Raw genomic sequence first — 18,197 nt, 5'->3', positions numbered from 1 at the left:
TGTTTAAAATCTTATCCTCTCAACTTTACAAACAAATCCCAAAGTACAACACCACAACTCACAGAAATGTTTAATGAGTGCTTTGTACCTAATTGAGGAATTTCAATACAATTGTGAGATGCAGTTACGACTTCCTGTTGTACACCTTTAACTTCATTACCAAAAACAATGGCATACTTTTCTTCTTTAGCGACAGTAAGTTGATTCAATTTTGTACTATTATCTGCTTGTTCAATAGCAAATACTTTAACACCTTCGTCTTTTAATTTTTCAATTAACGTTAAGGTATCTTCTACATATTCCCATGCTACAGATTCTGTAGCACCTAAAGCTGTTTTATGAATTTCTTTATTTGGAGGTGTGGCTGTAATTCCACATAAATAGATCTTCTCAATTAAAAAAGCGTCTGAAGTTCTAAAGACGGAACCTACATTATTTAAGCTTCTAATATTATCAAGTACAACAATTATTGGAGTTTTTTCTGCTTCTTTAAATTCATCAACAGAAATTCTTCCTAACTCATTATTTCTTAGTTTACGCATAAATACTTCACTATTATTTAATTGGTTCGAGTAATGTCAGTTCGAGTAATTGAAATCAAATGAGATGAAATTGTATCGAGAACTATTTTGAACACTTCTCGATACAAAATTATGATACTTTTCTCTCCTCATAATTTCACTCGAAGTGACAAATAACAATACACATCAATCAACAGACACTGAGTATTTTTTCTATCTTCGCAAAACTAACTTAAAATCTATAAACTTGGCAAAAACAAAGGCAAAAAAGGTTACTCCATTAATGCAACAATATAACGGAATTAAAGCCAAATATCCGGATGCAATGTTGTTGTTTCGTGTTGGTGATTTTTATGAAACCTTTGGTGAGGACGCTATAAAAGCTTCAGAAGTTTTAGGAATTGTTTTAACTAAAAGAGGAAATGGTAGTGAGAGTGAAACTGCTTTGGCTGGTTTTCCTCATCATTCGTTAAACACCTATTTACCTAAATTAGTGAAAGCAGGACATCGTGTTGCCATTTGCGATCAGTTAGAAGATCCTAAAATGACAAAGAAAATTGTAAAACGTGGTGTAACTGAATTGGTTACTCCAGGAGTTTCTTTAAACGACGAAGTTTTACAGTCTAAAACCAACAATTTTTTAGCTGCAATTCATTTCGATAAAAAGCAATTAGGAGTTTCTTTCTTAGATGTTTCTACTGGAGAATTTTTAGTTGCGCAAGGAAATGAATCTTACATAGATAAGTTATTACAAAACTTTTCTCCAAGTGAAGTTTTGGTTCAAAAACAACATAAACAACGTTTTCTAGAACAATTTACCAATCGATTCCACACATTTTATATGGAAGATTGGGTGTTTCAAAAAGACTATGGTTACGAAACTTTAACCAATCATTTTAACGTTAAAAACCTAAAAGGATTTGGTGTAGAAGACATTTCTTACGGAATTGTTGCTGCTGGTGCTGTTATGTATTATTTATCGGAAACACAGCACAACAAAATTGAACATATTCAACGTGTTAATAGAATTGCTGAAGACAACTACATTTGGATGGATCGATTCACGGTTCGCAATTTAGAGTTGTACGGAGGAAATTCTATAAACTCAGTTTCATTATTAGATGTTATTGATAAAACCATTTCTCCTATGGGAGGACGTTTATTAAAGCGTTGGTTGGCCTTACCTCTTAAAAATTTAGAACAAATTAAAGAGCGTCACGAATTGGTGAAGTTTTTAATTGATAGTGATGACTTTTTTGAAACCACATCATATCAACTTAAGCAAATTTCTGATATTGAGCGATTGGTTTCTAAAGTAGCTACAGGGAAAGTTTCTCCTAGAGAAGTAGTACTATTAAAGAATTCATTAAAAGCAATTCTTCCTGTTAAAGAAGCTGCTGAAGCTACTAAAAATGCAACAGTAAAATCGTTAGGAAAACAACTACATGCGTGTACTGATTTAATAGATAAAATAAATACTACTGTTTTTGAAGATGCTCCTGTAAACATCAACAAAGGAAATGCAATTGCAAATGGTGTTTCAGAAGAATTAGATGAACTGAGAGCCATTGCAAATTCTGGAAAAGAGTATTTAGATAACATGCTTGCTCGTGAAACAGAACGTACCGGAATTCCGAGTTTAAAAATAGCATTCAATAATGTTTTCGGATATTATATTGAAGTAAGAAATACGCACAGAGATAAAGTTCCTGAAGAATGGATTCGAAAGCAAACTTTAGTAAATGCTGAACGATACATTACGGAGGAACTAAAGGAGTATGAAACAAAAATATTAGGAGCTGAAGAGAAGATTCAAGCTTTAGAAGTTGAGTTGTTTGGAAAGTTAATTCAATATATCATCAACTTTGTGCAACCAATTCAGGAAAATGCACAAATTATTGCTAAAATAGATTGTTTGTTATCCTTTGCGCAATTGGCTATCGATCATAATTATGTAAGACCAACTGTCGATGAAACCACAGATATTGAAATCAAAAATGGTCGTCATCCGGTAATTGAAAAACAACTTCCAATTGGTGAAGAATATATTGCAAACGATGTGGTTTTAAATCGCAATCAGCAACAAATTATCATGATTACCGGGCCAAACATGTCAGGTAAATCTGCGATTCTTCGTCAAACTGCTTTAATTGTTTTATTAGCTCAAATGGGAAGTTATGTTCCGGCTCAACAAGCTCGAATTGGAATTGTAGATAAAATATTTACCAGAGTTGGTGCTAGTGATAATATATCGATGGGAGAATCTACATTCATGGTAGAAATGAATGAAACTGCTTCTATTTTAAATAACATCTCAGAACGTAGTTTAGTTTTATTAGATGAAATTGGTCGTGGTACTTCTACCTATGATGGAATTTCTATTGCTTGGGCAATTTCTGAATATTTACATGAGCACCCAGCAAAAGCAAAAACCTTATTTGCTACACATTACCACGAGTTAAATGAAATGACAACTACTTTTGAACGCATTAAAAACTTTAATGTTTCTGTAAAAGAGTTAAAAGATAGTATCATATTCCTGCGTAAACTTGTAGCTGGTGGAAGTAATCATAGTTTTGGAATTCATGTAGCAAAGCTTGCAGGAATGCCAAATCAAGTTATCCATAGAGCAAATAAAATTTTGAAACAATTAGAAGAGAGTCATTCACACAAAGAAGTTGAAGACACTTTAAAAGATGTTCAAAATCAAGAAATGCAAATGAGCTTCTTCCAATTAGATGATCCTTTATTAGAAGATATCAGGGAAGAAATTTTAACTACAAATATTGACACTCTAACGCCAATTGAAGCGTTAATGAAACTAAATGAAATTAAGAGAATGTTGGTTAAGAAGTAGTTTCTCAAACGTCATTACGATTGAAGAATGAAAGAAGCAATCTCTTTACTATTACTCCTAATACAAAGATTCCTTCATTCGTTTCACTTATTCGAAATGTCCAGAATATCTACTCTCTATTTTCGAACTCACAAATTTTAAAGAACTCGTTACGAACGGCTAAATCATTAAAACTTCCTCCGTATTCAATGGTTGTTGTATAGCTATTCTTGTCTTTAATTCCACGAGAAGAAACACATAAATGCTTGGCATTTACCAACACAATTACATCCTCAGTACCTAAAGTTTCTTGTAAATCTTTTAGAATTTGTAAACACAAACGCTCTTGTACTTGTGGTCTGTGTGAATAATAATCTACCAATCTGTTGATTTTGGAAAGCCCAATAACTCTATCTTTTGGAATATAACCTACATGTGCATAACCCGTAATTGGAAGAAAATGATGTTCGCAAGAAGAATCAATAGTAATATTTTGTTCTACTAACATTTTACCATAACCATACTTGTTTTCAAAAGTTGATGCTTTTGGTCTATTAGCCGGATTTAAACCGTAAAACAATTCTTTTACATACATTTTTGCAAAACGATATGGAGTTCCTGAAAGACTATCATCAGTTAAATCTAAACCTAGCTCTTCCATGATTTTTGAAAAATACCCTTGAATGTTTGCTATCTTTTCGTCATCTGATTTATCAAAAGCGTTTGGTACTAAAGGGGTTTCTACACTTGTTGAAATATGGTTATCTCCAATATGATCATGTTTCTCCATTTCGAAATTTTTTAAGTTAGTTCACGTCGCAATACGCATCAGTTGAACATTGACAATATTTACTGTTATATATGTGTAAAAATACCAGTGTTAATGAAGGAATATAAATAGTTTCTTCAGCTAAAGACATCCAACTGAAATGCTCATTAATAATAATCAATGTAAGAACAAACCAAGTTATCCACATCGCATATTTCATCCACATTTTTGATGTAGTTTGTACCGATTTGTGAATTGCGAAAAATGAGATAATTAAAAATAGGATGTCAACGCTTTTCCACCAAAAAGGAACCTCTTCATGACTGCAACATGCAGCATGAGATTGAATAACAAATAAAAACGGTGTAAAAACACAATGCACCAAACACAAACCGCTTGATAAAGCTCCTAAAGTATCTGACTTTTGCTTCAGAACCATTGATTTCTTAATTTAGTATTTTGAATTAGCAAAAATACGTTAATTTTTTAATTGCAACAATGTTGCGTTAGTTGATTTTATGGGAGTTATTAGAAAAACAAAAGCAGTAAAAAGATTATTAAGTTTATTTGAGCCAGGTGTATCAGCAATATCAGCTGTTGATTTAGTGTCACAACTTAATGAAGAAATGAATAAGACTACGGTATATCGAGTTTTAGACAGACTTGAAAATGATGGTATTGTTCATTCCTTCATGGGAACCGAAGGAATTAAATGGTATGCAAAATGCACAAGTTGTTCTTCGCATCATCATAATGATATTCATCCGCACTTTCAGTGTACAGAATGTAAAAAAGTAACGTGTTTATCTGTTGAAATTTCAATTCCACAAGTTGAAAATCATACGATTGAAAACGCAACTGTGTTCTTAACAGGTAAATGCTCTAGTTGTTCTTAATTGAATTGAATATCGTCTTCTGTCTCGAATTTTTTATCCTTTCCTGCGGATATTAACAGATAAGAATCTTCAACAATACTATACTTAAACGTTGTCCCCCAATCGTCAATAAGTAAATTTTTACGCAGCGGATCTCCTCTTTTTATACTTTGCAATTTTTCCGGATAGGTACCAAACACTTTTTTTTCTTTTTCTAATAATTCTTTGATTTTTTTAACCCTTTCTGAGTTTTTAGAAGTAACATTAAATCTAGGAAAACCGAAAACACCCAATACAAATACTATAATTAAAACGACTACAAACAAAATATTTGTTCTATCGTAAGGAGATCGCATTTTCTTTTTTGGTAGGTTGTTTTCTTCCTCGAACCTTCTTCTTTTTTCTCGTTTTTTTCTGAAGAAAAACTCTTGAATATCTAGAGCAATCGAACTAAAATAACCTACAATTTCAGCAATTAATTCTAACATAAAAACAATTTATTACGATTTCATTTTTCAATTTCAATAATACCTATTTTTGTTGACTGTTATGCAACACGATATCAGTTTTAAATATATTAATAAATTGGCAATTCCTGCATTAATTACTGGTGTTGCAGAACCTCTGCTATCTACTACAGATTTAGCTATTGTTGGTAATATTCAAGAAAATGCTACCGAAAGCATTGCTGCCATTGGTATTGTTGGGGCTTTTCTTTCTATGTTAATTTGGGTTTTTGGACAAACTCGCAGTGGTATTTCATCAATTGTATCTCAATATGTTGGTGCACAAAAACTAGACAATATAAAAACGCTACCCGCACAAGCCACAGTAATTATTGTTTTGGCAAGTATTGTAATTTTGGTCTTCAGTTATCCGTTTGCACAAGAAATTTTTGAGTTTTATAATGCCTCTGGTCAAGTTTTAGAATATTCTGTCGACTATTATAAAATCAGAGTTTTTGGATTTCCGTTTACCTTATTCACTATAGCAGTTTACGGAACTTTTAGAGGATTACAAAACACCTATTATCCAATGATTATTGCAATTATTGGAACGGTAGTAAATATTGTTTTAGATATTGTTTTAGTATACGGAATAGATGGTTACATTCCTCCAATGCATATACAAGGAGCAGCTTATGCAAGTGTAATTGCACAAATTATTATGGCTGTTATTTCACTGATTTTACTGTATAAAAAAACGAACATTTCTTTGAAGTTTCAATTACCATTTCACGATGAAATTCCACGTTTTATCACAATGGTATTAAACTTATTCGTAAGAACCATTGCTTTAAATACTGCTTTATATTTCGGTACATCTTACGCAACAGGATACGGAAACGAATATATTGCTGCATATACCATTGGTTTAAATCTTTGGCTTATGGGGGCATTTATAATTGATGGATATTCTTCTGCTGGAAATATTTTATCGGGAAAATTACTTGGTGCTAAAGCATATAAAACTTTAGTAACATTAGGTAATAGATTGATTTTATATGGTTTTTCTTTAGGAGTAGTTATGGCTATTATTGGTTTTTTGCTGTATGAACCAATTGGAAGGTTGTTTACACAAGAAAAAGAAGTTTTAGACACCTTCTATACTTCATTTTGGATCATATTATTAATGCAACCTTTTTGTTCCTTAGCCTTTATTTATGATGGAATGTTTAAAGGAATGGGAGAAATGAAATATCTGCGTAATTTACTTTTAGTAACAACAGGAATTGTCTTTATTCCAACACTACTATTTTTTGATTCTTTGGACTACAAATTATATGCAATTTGGATTGCGTTCTTTGCTTGGATCATAGCTCGTGGCTTTCCTTTAATTATGGTATTTCGAAAGAAGTTTTTAGCATTGGCTAAAAATGAGTAATTTGGAAGTAAAAAACTATGAAGATTTCTATTAAGATACTATTTAGCATAAGTTTACTATATTTTATAAGTTGTAAAGAAACGCCAAATTATAACCCTTTTGATGATCAGTTTGATGTTAATGTTAGTAAACTAATTAAAGACAATTGTGACACTATTTCTGCTGGATGTGGTTACTTCAATTTACAAGAAAATTCAGGTAGGTTAAGAACATATTATCAAATTTATATGGATGATTGGAGAAAAGTAGTGGCGAAAGGATTTAATTATTCTTTAGATACCATGCAAATTGACACCTCTAATATTTCTAAAAGTCAATATAAATCCATAATCAATAACCTAAATAATTTAGATGTTAAAAAATTAAATAGCGAATTAAGAAAGTTTAATTTTTCCTATCTAAAAAAAGAAGAGAGCATTATATTTATTCATAACAGTGTAGACACTTTAAGCTTAGAGTTATTTACTGATTTTAATAAAGGTATTGTAACTCGACATCTCTCATTATTTAGAGTTCCCGCTAAAAAAAGAAACTGATTAATTTTAAATCTCCTTCTCAAAAACAATCTTTTGTTGTCCTTTTTCATTGGTATACACTTGAACAATATCGAATCCATTTTTAAGATTTAAAATCAACATAGGCTTAAATCGATTCATAGATTTTGTTCTTAATTTGGTATATCCTTTTTCTTTTACAATTGATTCTTGTGTTGCTGCTAATTGTTTAGCAATTCCTTCTTTTCTATGGTTCAATAAAACACCTCCAACCCAGCTGTAAAAAGTACTTTCGTTGTATCGATATCCGATTTTAAATCCAACTGGCACTTCATTTTTATAAGCAATTATTGAAACGACATCTTCTTTGGTTGAAATCCTTTCCATAAAAAAATCGACTATCGCATCTTCAAAAACCGAAGTATACAAGGTCAACAGCTCATTCAAGACTTCGTTACTTGGGATTCCTTGAATTGACTTAATTTTTATGTTTTGATCATTCATAATTTCTCAAAAATTAAAATTACCACTATTTTTGAACAAACAACTAAATAATGACTACAACAACAAGACCCAACGGGAGTTTATATACCAAAATTGAAAATAAAGTAGCAACTATTGAATTTGGACATCCAGCAAGTAATTCATTTCCAAGTGAATTATTAGATAGATTAGCTAAAGAATTTGATAAACTTTCTGATGATACTAACGTTTCAGTTATCGTTTTAAAATCTGAAGGAGAACGTGCCTTTTGCGCTGGAGCTTCTTTTGATGAATTGGTAGCGATTGATAATTTAGAAGATGGGAAAGCTTTCTTTTCTGGATTCGCTAATGTTATCAACGCAATGCGTAAATGTTCAAAATTAGTTATTGGTCGTATCCAAGGAAAAGTTGTAGGTGGTGGAGTTGGTTTAGCTGGTGCTTGTGATTATGTATTAGCAACAGAAGCGGCTTCAATTAAACTTTCTGAATTAACTATTGGAATTGGACCTTTTGTAATTGCTCCGGCTGTAGAACGTAAAGTTGGTGTTAGCGGATTAGCAGAGTTAACATTAGACGCAACAAGTTGGAAAAATGCATATTGGGCAAAAGATAAAGGATTATATGCACGTGTATTTGAGTCAATTTCTGAATTAGATTCAGAAGTAGAATTATTAGCTGAAAAGCTAGCTTCATACAATCCTGAAGCTTTAGATGAAATGAAAAGAGCTTTATGGTTAGGCACAGAACATTGGGATACTTTACTAATTGATCGAGCAGAAACTTCTGGTAAACTAGTACTTTCTGAATTCACTAAAAATGCCTTAGCAAAATTTAAAAAGTGATTTCCTTAATTCGAACAGATTCTAAGAATAAAGACTTTATCGAGTTGGTAAAACAACTCGATGCTTTTTTAGCTATTACTGATGGCGATGATCATGACTTTTACAATCAGTATAATGGCTTAGACAATATCAAATATGTTATTGTTGGTTATATGGATTCTATTCCTGTTGCTTGCGGTGCAATAAAACAATTTGATGCCAAAACCATGGAAATTAAAAGGATGTTTACTTCAGAAAAATCTAGAGGTAAAGGAATGGCATCAAAAGTTTTAGTTGAACTTGAAAAATGGGCTTTAGAATTGTCTTTTGAAAGATGCATTCTAGAAACCGGAATTCGACAAGTTGAAGCTGTTCATCTATACAAAAAGAATAAATATACATTGATGGAAAACTATGGGCAATATGCTGGAATAGAAGAAAGCCTTTGTTTTGAAAAAAAACTGATTTAATTAATTTCTAGGACATAACTGAAAGATGTCATTACGAGGAAGAATGACGAAGTAATCTTTTTATCGAGGTGAGATTGCTTTGCTGGCGCTCGCAATGACGAATTAGTTAACCTTTGTAGCAATGACAATTTTGATCATCTTAAGTACTTATATCTAACCCACGTTAATCATTCCTCTTGAAGTATTCGGGTTTCCAAATTAAGTTTCCAAATACAATTCTGAATTTATCTTTTAGTGTTTTACATTTTTTAACTTCTTTCCAAATATTGAGGTATTCAATAAAGTTGATGGTTAGTGGGTTATTCGTATTAATGTTTTTTGTTAAGCCATAAATTACCTTTTCTTTTTCACGTTCAAAAGTTCCGAAAAGTTTGTCCCATATAATTAAAATTCCTCCATAATTTTTATCTAAGTATTTTCTGTTAGAACCATGATGAACTCTATGTGTTGATGGTGTGTTGAAAACCTCATCTAACCAACCTAAACTTTTAATATGCTCTGTATGGATCCAAGTTTGATATTGTGCAACTAAAACCAAACCTACAACTGCCTGAAATGGACTAAAACCAACCAAAATCATTGGAATTAGAAAAATCCATTCGAACAATCCTTCTATAATACTTAATCGCATTGAAATGGTAAGATTATAATCTTCAGATGAATGGTGCACACTGTGATGCGCCCATAAAATTCTATGTTCGTGCTCTAATCTATGCATCCAATAATAGGTGAAATCGGCAACAAAAATTGCTAAAATCCAGGTCCAGATGTTCATTGGAATTTCAAACAGAGATAACCATTGAAACGGAATCAATAAAATAATACCAATACTTCCTACAATTGTTTTTTCGAGTAATTGATTGATTCCAAAAATCACAACATTAGCTCCAGTATCTTTCCATCTTCTCTTCTTCGCAATTAAAAAATCAACAATAATTTCAATGAAAACGATACTTAAATTAAAGATGAAAAACAATCCTACATACTTTATAATTGACGCATTTTCAAACAGAAAAACAACTTCTTTTAATTCCATTTTTACTCTTTTTTTATAGCGTAAAAGTATTTTAAATGGAAATCTGCTGTTTGTCGATTTAGGACAATTATTTTACGGGAATATAAATCTCAGTAATTAATTTTTCTTTGGGAGTTGTTTCTTCGTCATTCAAATAAAACTCTAATGTAGGTTTATCTTCAAACTCCAATTTAACGTCTTTCATCCAATGCATGTAAATGGAATTATAGGATTCAAAACAACTTTCATGACTTCCTTTATGAATGAATTTAGCATATTTTTGAGCTTCAATTTCTTTTGTTCCGAATAAGCCTTCCGTAGTTATATCAGCATTAGAATCAATAATAATTCCAGCATTATATCTACACTTTAACGATTCTGATATTTCATCATCATCTAAAACTTCTCCAACAATAATCGTATCGTCTTTAAAGAGCTTCTTTTTTAGTGCGTAACGAACTAATTTCTCCCATGTTTGTTCAATGGCTTTAATATTATCATAATTCCCTTTGTATTGCAGATACAATATTTTAAATGCTGGTAATTCTTCAATTGTAAATTCAAGTTTATTGAATCCTTGTGAATCTTTAATCGCTTCCTCAAGTATTTCTTCTTTTAAAATTTCTGAATTTCTATAGTATGTAGGAGAGCATCCGAAACGATTTTTAAACGCTTTGCTAAAAGTGGGAAGATCCGCATAACCAACTGCAATTGCAATGTCAGATACTTCATCTGAACTGTACTTCAAATACTCTGCAGCTTTTTCAAGTTTTATTCTTTTAAGATAATGACCAATAGTTTCCTGTTGAAGTGCATAAAATATTCGATTAATATTTCGATAGGAATAAAACGAAACCTCTTCAATATCTTTTGAGGATATGGAGCTTTTAAACTGCTTGTCTAAAAACTCTAGTAGTTTCTGATATCGCTCTATTTGTGTTGGATTACTCATTCATCAAATTACAATTCTGATATACAAACCTATATATTTATTCCGCTGGCTGTTTGTTAAAATAGGACATTTTAAAGTTTTCAAGAATTGAATTCTAAAAGTGAAAGTCAATTAAAATTGTACCTTAGGCAAAAATTAATAACAATGGATCAATATTTATTTCTTGTACTAGCTGTTGGATTAGTAGTCGTGTATTTTTATAATAAAAACAGAAATAGACGCTAAGGAATCAACTAGTATTTTTCGAACCAATTAAAATGCTCATTCATTATATCAGTTTTATTTTCATTGATATAAGTAATTAGCTCCTTTGCTACGTTTGATAAGTTTTTTGAGCTTAACCAAATTAAATTCCAATTGGTAATAATCGGTAATTTTTTCACAGGAATTACCTGCAAATCACCATTATTTAATTCATTTTTTATCCCAATTAATGGCATAATGGAATAACCTAATCCAGCAATAACAGCTTGTTTTAATGCTTCATTAGACTTTAACTCCATTTTTTTATACGTTGATATTTTCTGTGAAGCAATAAATCTTTCCATTGCGTTTCTAGTAGCAGAACCTTGTTCTCTATAAATTAATGGAAGTTGTTCAAATTCTTTTATTGTTACATCTTTTCCCGTTCCTTTATATTGTTTTCCTCCAACTAAATGTAATTTATTTTCCATCAACTCAATTCTGTTGATTTTTAAATTTTTAGGAATAGTAGATACCATTGCAAAATCAACTTCATTATTTTCTAAAGATCTTACCACTTCTGATTTATTAGTAACATCCATTACTAAATCAACACCTTTATGTCGGTTTAAAAAACCAGTTAAGAAATATGGCATTGCATATTTTGCAGTAGATACAATTGCAATTTTTAATTTCCCTGCAAGTGCACCTTGAAAAGACATTGCTTTATAATTAATGGCAGAAACTTCCTCTAAAATTTTTTCTGCCGCTGTAGCAATTTCTTCACCGAATTCAGTTATGTAAATTCTTCTTCCAACAACTTCGAAAAGAGGAATTTGAAATTGATCTTGAAACTTTTTTAGTTGTATAGAAACTGCTGGTTGAGTTAAGAATAACTCTTCTGCAGCTTTAGTTACGCTTTTCAATTCGACTATTTTTCGAAAGATCTCTAATTGATGTAAGGTATAATGCATAACAATAAATTATATTTTACATTATAAATATAAATAATATTATATGAATAATACCATTCATCTTTGCGAAAATTTTAAAAAGCAAAAATGGATTTACATTTATTATTCGACAATTTGACTAACCCCGCACTTCTCTTTTTCTTTTTAGGAATTATAGCGGTTCAATTAAAAAGTGATCTTTCCATACCTGAAAATTCTTCAAAATTCATCTCTCTTTATCTGCTATTATCAATTGGTTTTAAAGGAGGACAAGAGCTTTCACATAGCGAGTTTTCGGTCGAAATTTTATGGTCGCTTTTATTTGGAATATTCTTAGCAATTATTGTTCCTATCTATACGTATTTTATCCTAAGATTAAAATTTACCGTAGAAAACTCGGGAGCTATAGCAGCAGCTTACGGATCTGTAAGCGCAGTTACATTTGTTACTACAATTTCATTTTTAGAATTAGAACAAATTCCATTTAGTGGTCATATGGTTGCCGTAATGGCACTGATGGAAGCTCCATCAATTATGGTTGGTTTGTTATTAATGTCGATATTCAACAAAAAGAAAAAACGAGATAAAAATTTCTCTGTTCAAAAAGTACTGCATCATTCACTTACAAACGGAAGTGTTTTGTTGATAATAGGAAGTCTTATTATTGGTTTTTTCGCAAGTGAAGCCCAGGCTGAAGGAATTAAACCATTTACAACGGATATCTTCAAAGGGTTTTTAGCTGTATTTCTTTTAGATATGGGAATTACCAGTGGAAAAAAGCTATCTGATTTTGGAAAAAAAGGTGGTTTTGCTTTCGCATTTTCAATCATTATCCCAATAGTTAATGGATGTTTAGTTGCTTTTGTAACTAGCTTTTTTATTGCAGGAACAGGAAATAGACTGTTGTTTGCAATATTAGCGGCGAGTGCATCTTATATTGCTGTACCGGCTGCAATGAAATTAGCTAACCCAAAAGCAAATCCGAGTTTATACATTCCAATGGCATTAGCAATAACATTTCCTTTTAATATCACTTTAGGAATTCCACTCTACCTATGTATTATAAACTCGTCATAACAATAGTTTATATTAATAATAAAAAACATAAATAAAAACTAATTAAAAAGAAGTAGGATCTTTACACCAAGAAAATAAAAGTCAAACCTATATGAAAATGGTACAAACATTAGAAACTGTAAAAACAGAGCAAGAAATCAATTTAATTGATAATGTATTTACAGCAGCGGAAGCGGCAACAATTATTAATGATGTACTAAACGCTAAAATTAACTTCCATAAAATTAAGCGTCTTTCTATCAAAGAAGGAAATGAAAATGATGCTTGCGAGTATGATAATGGAAGAATTCAAGAATTATTAAACGAACAACAGATAGCTAAAGAGTTTTTCTCTCAAGCTAGAATTCAAGGTAAAAAACTTAAAATTAAAAGTAAAGTTTACATCGAGTTAGAAGAGTAAGCTTTACAGAAAGACATTTTTTATGTTGTCAGGTTTTATGTAACCAAATCCTAATGGGGATTCTTTTGTAATGATGAGTGATTACCGCCACAGTAATCACTCATCTTTTTTAATGTCAATTATTTATACAAAATAAAGCGGTGTATTAGTATTTTATATACTTTTGCGCATTATTATGAGTACGATAAGAGTTACAAAGCAATTCACTTTTGAGACAGCACATGCGCTGTATGGTTATGACGGGAAATGTAAAAATGTTCATGGTCATAGTTACAAACTTTCAGTTACTGTAATTGGAACACCAATAAGCGATCCTACGAATGTAAAATATGGTATGGTTATCGATTTTGGTGATTTAAAAAAGATTGTAAATAAAGAAGTTGTTGATGTATTTGATCATGCTACAATATTAAATAAAAACACTCCTCACTTAGAATTAGCCAATCACTTATTAGGATTAGGTCATAATATTATATTAGTGGATTATCAACCTTCAAGTGAAATGATGATTTTAGATTTTGCTGCAAAAATTAAAGCACAATTACCTGAAGGTCTTTCACTACATTCTTTAAAATTACAAGAAACGGAAACCTGCTACGCAGAGTGGTTTGCGAGTGATAATTTGTAGTTAAAAATGAAATTCAATTTTAGTAATGTTTTTTCAAAGCCAATACCAATTGAATTTCGAGACTACGTATTAACTACTATCAAATTAATTGGTAATCTTGACAAAGAAATTGAAATAGAGGAACTTCTAGAACTCCTCATTTCTCATGATATTCCTAAAAAAGAAGCAAAGGAAATTACCATCTTTTTACCTATAGCCTTTTGTAGAAAAATGTTATATCAAGTAAAATGGTTGCCCTATTATGTTGATTTTTATTCTGAAAACAAAAAGATTAGAAAACCATTTTCAAAGAATATAAGGTATAGAATAATAGATGAGGTAACTTCAACGTATTTTGATGTAAATCCCAATAGCAAAATTATTTTGAAGATTGCATCATTGAGTGCTGAATTCAATGTTATTAATAATTTGTTGACCAAAAATCCTAATGCTAACCTAGAGGAAATAAAACTTACACCAACATATATTGTTCGTTAACTACTTACCATTAAATGTATTCATTGTATTTGCTAATCCAGCATTTACAAAAGATTCTATTGCTTTAATACTCGTTGGAACACGCTCAATTAATGCGCTTTCTTCATCATCGCTCCATTTTCCTAAAACAAAATCTACCTGACCACCTTTTCTATAATTGGCACCTACACCAAATCTGAAACGAGGATATGATCCTGTATTTAATTTGTCTTGAATATCTTTTAATCCATTATGTCCTCCTGCACTTCCTCTTCCTTTGATTCTTACTTTTCCAAAATCAATATTCAAATCGTCTGTAATAATCAGCACATTATCAATTAAAATATTCTCTTTCTTCATCCAATATAAAACGGCCTTTCCACTTAAATTCATAAATGTATTTGGCTTTAACACAAATACTGTTTTTCCTTTAATTTTCAATTTAGCTAAATCTCCTAGCTTCTCTGTAGAAAAAGATTCTTCATACTCCTTTACAAGAGCATCAACAATTTTAAAACCGATATTATGTCGTGTATTGTCGTACTTCTCACCAATATTTCCTAATCCAACTATCAAAAACTTCTTCATGATTTCTTCTTGTGTTTCTTTTTTACTTCCGAATAGCCCATTAATAAATGAAAGAATACCCATAATTTAAATTTCAGGTGCAAATCTAATCTAAAACCAATAAACATGGATAAAATAGCTTCTAAATCTGTATAAAACCTATTAACCTATGTTAATTAACTTGTGTTAATAAGGAGTCACCTTTTCTAAGTTACCATTCATCGATATAAAATTTTTAACACGAAAAAGCGTTGTAACTTTAGATTGTAACTAAAAAAAGTTTCATTTAGATTTTACGTTTATAGTTCGGGGGGACTGTGAACCAAAAAGGGAGGGCCACATTTTATGCGGCCCTTTTTATTTACCTTATATTCAAATCTTTAAACTTCATGTTTCACTAATAAAATCTTTGTAATAACTGTATTAACATTTCTTTCGTTTTAATTTTTTTCGGTTAACCTATGTTAATTTAATATCGACAACATCAATCGTCTATTCATCGATAAAAACCCAATTCATTTTAAATCTGTAGTATTTTTACAGTGTAAGCAAAAGAAATTAAATGTAAGTTTCAAAATATACCGTTTATGGTTCGGGGGGACTGTGAACAAACAAAAGAGCCACAATTTAGTGGCTCTTTTGTTTTTCTATAATATTATAATATTTCTCAACACTTCTCAATTATATCAATGTTCTAGCTTTTTTATGCTTTATAACTATCGTTAAATGGTTTTTAATAGTATTAACCTAGGTTAATTTTTGAATCGGCTTTAACAAACCGCAGTTCATCGATAAAAAATAATTTCAAACCTAATCTGTAATATCTTTACAGTGTAAATAAGAATCAATGTTAAGTTTCAATAGAATATACCGGTTGTAGTTCGGGGGAACTACCAACAAACAAAGGAGTCACAGTTTTGTGGCTCCTTTGTTTGTTTATATAATTCAATTAGCAATAATCTTACTAATTTTCTATAAAATAAAATTGTAAAATAGTTATACATAAAACGTCTAATAAGAATATATAGGTTTAGCATATGTTAATTGAAAGTCGGCAATAACAATGGTCTATTCATCGACAAAACCCTATAAATGCTAATATCTATAGTATCTTTACAGTGTAAGCAAAAGATAATATAGTTAGTAAGTTTCAAAATATATCGTTTATAGTTCGGGGGGACTGTGAACCAAAAAAGGACCACAATTGATGTGGTCCTTTTTTTTATGTGATAATTATTAATTCCTATAAATCGAATTTAATTCCTTGTGCTAAAGGTAATTCAGTTGTATAGTTAATTGTATTTGTTTGACGACGCATGTAAACCTTCCAAGCATCAGATCCTGATTCTCTACCACCACCAGTTTCTTTTTCACCTCCAAAGGCTCCACCAATTTCAGCACCAGAAGTTCCGATGTTTACATTAGCAATACCACAGTCAGATCCTGCATGAGATAAGAAACGCTCAGCTTCACGTAAGTTATTGGTCATAATAGCAGAAGATAATCCTTGAGCAACCCCATTTTGTAAAGCAATTGCATTTTCAACTTCTCCTGTATATTTTAATAAGTATAATACTGGTGCAAATGTTTCGTGTTGAACGATATCATAGTAGTTTCCAGCTTCTGCAATTGCAGGCTTCACGTAACATCCACTTTCGTATCCTTCTCCTTCTAAAACGCCACCTTCAACAATAATATTTCCTCCTTCTTCAACAACCTTTTCTAATGCATTTTTATACATATCAACAGCTTGTGTATCGATTAACGGACCAACGTGATTGTTTTCGTCTAATGGATTTCCAATACGTAATTGTTTGTAAGCATCTACTAAAGCGTTCTTCACTTTATCATACATAGATTCATGTACAATTAATCTACGTGTAGAAGTACAACGTTGACCAGCAGTTCCTACTGCTCCGAATACAGCACCGATAACAGTCATTTTAATATCAGCATCTGGAGTTACAATAATTGCATTGTTTCCTCCTAACTCTAATAAACTCTTACCTAAACGACCAGCAACTTCTTTTGCAACGATTTTACCCATACGAGTAGAACCTGTTGCAGATACTAAAGGAACTCTTGTATCTTTAGAAATATACTCACCAACTTGGTAATCTCCGTTTACTAAACAAGAAATTCCTTCTGGTAAATCATTTTCTTTTAATACCTCAGCAATAATATTTTGACAAGCTACACCACATAATGGAGTTTTTTCAGATGGCTTCCAAACACAAACATCTCCACAAATCCAAGCTAAAGCTGTATTCCAAGCCCAAACAGCAACAGGGAAATTAAATGCAGAAATAATTCCTACTACTCCTAATGGATGATATTGCTCGTACATTCTGTGACCTGGTCTTTCAGAGTGCATTGTTAAACCGTGTAATTGACGAGATAAACCAACTGCAAAATCACAGATATCAATCATTTCCTGTACCTCACCTAATCCTTCTTGGTAACTTTTACCCATTTCATAAGAAACTAATTTACCTAAAGCTTCTTTCTTCTCTCTCAACTTTTCACCAAACTGACGTACAATTTCTCCTCTTTGTGGAGCTGGTAAAACTCTCCAAGATTTAAAAGCTTCTGTAGCTGATTTCATTACACTTTCGTAATCATCTTTTGTAGACGCCTTTACTTTTCCTATTAATTTACCATCTACTGGAGAATAACTTTCGATTACTTCTCCGTTAGAAAACCACTTTGAACCTGTTGAAGTTCCTTCATTTATTTCATTTAACCCTAAGGTTTGTAATGCTTCTTGAATACCAAAATCTGCCATTTTGTATTTACGTTTTAGTTGTTTAAAT

General features: G+C 31.2%; 20 protein-coding genes. 10 read left to right on the top strand and 10 right to left on the bottom strand.

The genetic code is table 11. From position 1 onward, the window contains the following. Positions 1-11: 11 nt before the first annotated feature. Positions 12-542, bottom strand: a complete 531-nt coding sequence (locus tag ABNT61_RS12035; protein ID WP_348743396.1) for an RNA methyltransferase — start codon at positions 540-542, stop codon at positions 12-14. Positions 543-768: 226 nt separating this feature from the next. On the opposite strand from ABNT61_RS12035, the gene mutS reads away from it, so the two are divergent. Beyond that, a complete protein-coding gene (mutS, locus tag ABNT61_RS12030) occupies positions 769-3,378 on the top strand; it encodes a DNA mismatch repair protein MutS (RefSeq protein ID WP_348724579.1) in 2,610 nt (869 codons plus the stop codon). 109 nt (positions 3,379-3,487) lie between these two features. Here mutS and folE read toward each other — a convergent pair whose 3' ends face one another. Together folE and ABNT61_RS12020 are read right to left on the bottom strand one after the other, a co-directional pair. Further along, positions 3,488-4,147: a GTP cyclohydrolase I FolE gene (gene folE / locus ABNT61_RS12025; RefSeq protein WP_348710762.1), complete on the bottom strand. Its 660-nt coding sequence runs from the start codon at positions 4,145-4,147 to the stop codon at positions 3,488-3,490. Positions 4,148-4,163: 16 nt separating this feature from the next. Next, a complete protein-coding gene (locus ABNT61_RS12020) occupies positions 4,164-4,565 on the bottom strand; it encodes a MerC domain-containing protein (RefSeq protein ID WP_348743395.1) in 402 nt (133 codons plus the stop codon). Between the two features lie 79 nt (positions 4,566-4,644). Between ABNT61_RS12020 and ABNT61_RS12015 the strand changes: the two genes are divergently transcribed. Continuing rightward, a complete protein-coding gene (locus ABNT61_RS12015; protein ID WP_348743394.1) occupies positions 4,645-5,022 on the top strand; it encodes a Fur family transcriptional regulator in 378 nt (125 codons plus the stop codon). Here the strand turns inward: ABNT61_RS12015 and ABNT61_RS12010 are convergent. Continuing rightward, entirely contained in the window at positions 5,019-5,489 is a 471-nt protein-coding gene (locus ABNT61_RS12010) for a hypothetical protein (RefSeq protein WP_348743393.1), read from the bottom strand. The two genes, ABNT61_RS12015 and ABNT61_RS12010, sit on opposite strands and share 4 nt — an antisense overlap. 61 nt (positions 5,490-5,550) lie before the next feature. Between ABNT61_RS12010 and ABNT61_RS12005 the strand changes: the two genes are divergently transcribed. Together ABNT61_RS12005 and ABNT61_RS12000 are read left to right on the top strand one after the other, a co-directional pair. Beyond that, complete coding sequence (locus ABNT61_RS12005; protein WP_348743392.1) at positions 5,551-6,885, top strand: MATE family efflux transporter; 1,335 nt, start codon at positions 5,551-5,553, stop codon at positions 6,883-6,885. Between the two features lie 17 nt (positions 6,886-6,902). Next, complete coding sequence (locus ABNT61_RS12000; protein WP_348743391.1) at positions 6,903-7,421, top strand: hypothetical protein; 519 nt, start codon at positions 6,903-6,905, stop codon at positions 7,419-7,421. A 6-nt stretch (positions 7,422-7,427) separates the two neighbouring features. Here the strand turns inward: ABNT61_RS12000 and ABNT61_RS11995 are convergent, their stop codons facing one another. Next, positions 7,428-7,883 carry a GNAT family N-acetyltransferase gene (locus tag ABNT61_RS11995; protein WP_348743390.1) on the bottom strand — a complete coding sequence of 152 codons (456 nt, stop codon included), beginning with the start codon at positions 7,881-7,883 and terminating at the stop codon, positions 7,428-7,430. A 50-nt stretch (positions 7,884-7,933) separates the two neighbouring features. Here ABNT61_RS11995 and ABNT61_RS11990 point away from each other — a divergent pair, with 50 nt between their 5' ends. Then, complete coding sequence (locus ABNT61_RS11990) at positions 7,934-8,704, top strand: enoyl-CoA hydratase/isomerase family protein (protein ID WP_348743389.1); 771 nt, start codon at positions 7,934-7,936, stop codon at positions 8,702-8,704. Continuing rightward, positions 8,701-9,153 (top strand): GNAT family N-acetyltransferase, encoded by a 453-nt coding sequence (locus ABNT61_RS11985; RefSeq protein WP_348743388.1) that lies wholly within the window; start codon positions 8,701-8,703, stop codon positions 9,151-9,153. The genes ABNT61_RS11990 and ABNT61_RS11985 overlap by 4 nt, the downstream gene beginning before the upstream one ends. Positions 9,154-9,316: 163 nt before the next feature. Here ABNT61_RS11985 and ABNT61_RS11980 read toward each other — a convergent pair whose 3' ends face one another. The 3 genes from ABNT61_RS11980 to ABNT61_RS11970 all read right to left on the bottom strand — a co-directional run bounded on the left by ABNT61_RS11980 (position 9,317) and on the right by ABNT61_RS11970 (position 12,277). Next, positions 9,317-10,189, bottom strand: a complete 873-nt coding sequence (locus ABNT61_RS11980; RefSeq protein ID WP_348743387.1) for a sterol desaturase family protein — start codon at positions 10,187-10,189, stop codon at positions 9,317-9,319. 67 nt (positions 10,190-10,256) lie between these two features. Further along, positions 10,257-11,120, bottom strand: coding sequence for an AraC family transcriptional regulator (locus ABNT61_RS11975; RefSeq protein ID WP_348743386.1), 864 nt, complete (start codon positions 11,118-11,120; stop codon positions 10,257-10,259). Between the two features lie 233 nt (positions 11,121-11,353). Beyond that, positions 11,354-12,277 carry a LysR family transcriptional regulator gene (locus ABNT61_RS11970; protein WP_348743385.1) on the bottom strand — a complete coding sequence of 308 codons (924 nt, stop codon included), beginning with the start codon at positions 12,275-12,277 and terminating at the stop codon, positions 11,354-11,356. A gap of 87 nt (positions 12,278-12,364) precedes the next feature. On the opposite strand from ABNT61_RS11970, the gene ABNT61_RS11965 reads away from it, so the two are divergent. The 4 genes from ABNT61_RS11965 to ABNT61_RS11950 all read left to right on the top strand — a co-directional run bounded on the left by ABNT61_RS11965 (position 12,365) and on the right by ABNT61_RS11950 (position 14,838). Continuing rightward, on the top strand, positions 12,365-13,333 hold the full coding sequence (locus ABNT61_RS11965; protein ID WP_348743384.1) for a sodium-dependent bicarbonate transport family permease: 969 nt from the start codon (positions 12,365-12,367) through the stop codon (positions 13,331-13,333). A gap of 97 nt (positions 13,334-13,430) precedes the next feature. Continuing rightward, positions 13,431-13,733 carry a hypothetical protein gene (locus ABNT61_RS11960; RefSeq protein WP_348724599.1) on the top strand — a complete coding sequence of 101 codons (303 nt, stop codon included), beginning with the start codon at positions 13,431-13,433 and terminating at the stop codon, positions 13,731-13,733. A 175-nt stretch (positions 13,734-13,908) separates the two neighbouring features. Beyond that, a complete protein-coding gene (locus ABNT61_RS11955) occupies positions 13,909-14,361 on the top strand; it encodes a 6-carboxytetrahydropterin synthase (RefSeq protein WP_348741247.1) in 453 nt (150 codons plus the stop codon). Positions 14,362-14,367: 6 nt separating this feature from the next. Further along, complete coding sequence (locus tag ABNT61_RS11950) at positions 14,368-14,838, top strand: hypothetical protein (RefSeq protein WP_348743383.1); 471 nt, start codon at positions 14,368-14,370, stop codon at positions 14,836-14,838. Here the strand turns inward: ABNT61_RS11950 and pth are convergent, their stop codons facing one another. Both pth and ABNT61_RS11940 read right to left on the bottom strand, forming a co-directional pair. After that, the gene (gene pth, locus ABNT61_RS11945; protein ID WP_348710783.1) at positions 14,839-15,468 is read right to left on the bottom strand and encodes an aminoacyl-tRNA hydrolase; all 630 of its coding nucleotides are present in this window, start codon (positions 15,466-15,468) and stop codon (positions 14,839-14,841) included. It abuts the gene before it with no gap. Between the two features lie 1,159 nt (positions 15,469-16,627). Beyond that, on the bottom strand, positions 16,628-18,169 hold the full coding sequence (locus tag ABNT61_RS11940; RefSeq protein WP_348743382.1) for an aldehyde dehydrogenase family protein: 1,542 nt from the start codon (positions 18,167-18,169) through the stop codon (positions 16,628-16,630). Positions 18,170-18,197 lie beyond the last annotated feature (28 nt).

Origin of the sequence: Tenacibaculum sp. 190524A05c (assembly GCF_964036595.1) — a bacterium.
Taxonomy (GTDB): Bacteria; Bacteroidota; Bacteroidia; order Flavobacteriales; family Flavobacteriaceae; genus Polaribacter; species Polaribacter platacis.
This window is presented reverse-complemented; position numbering and strand designations above follow the sequence as displayed.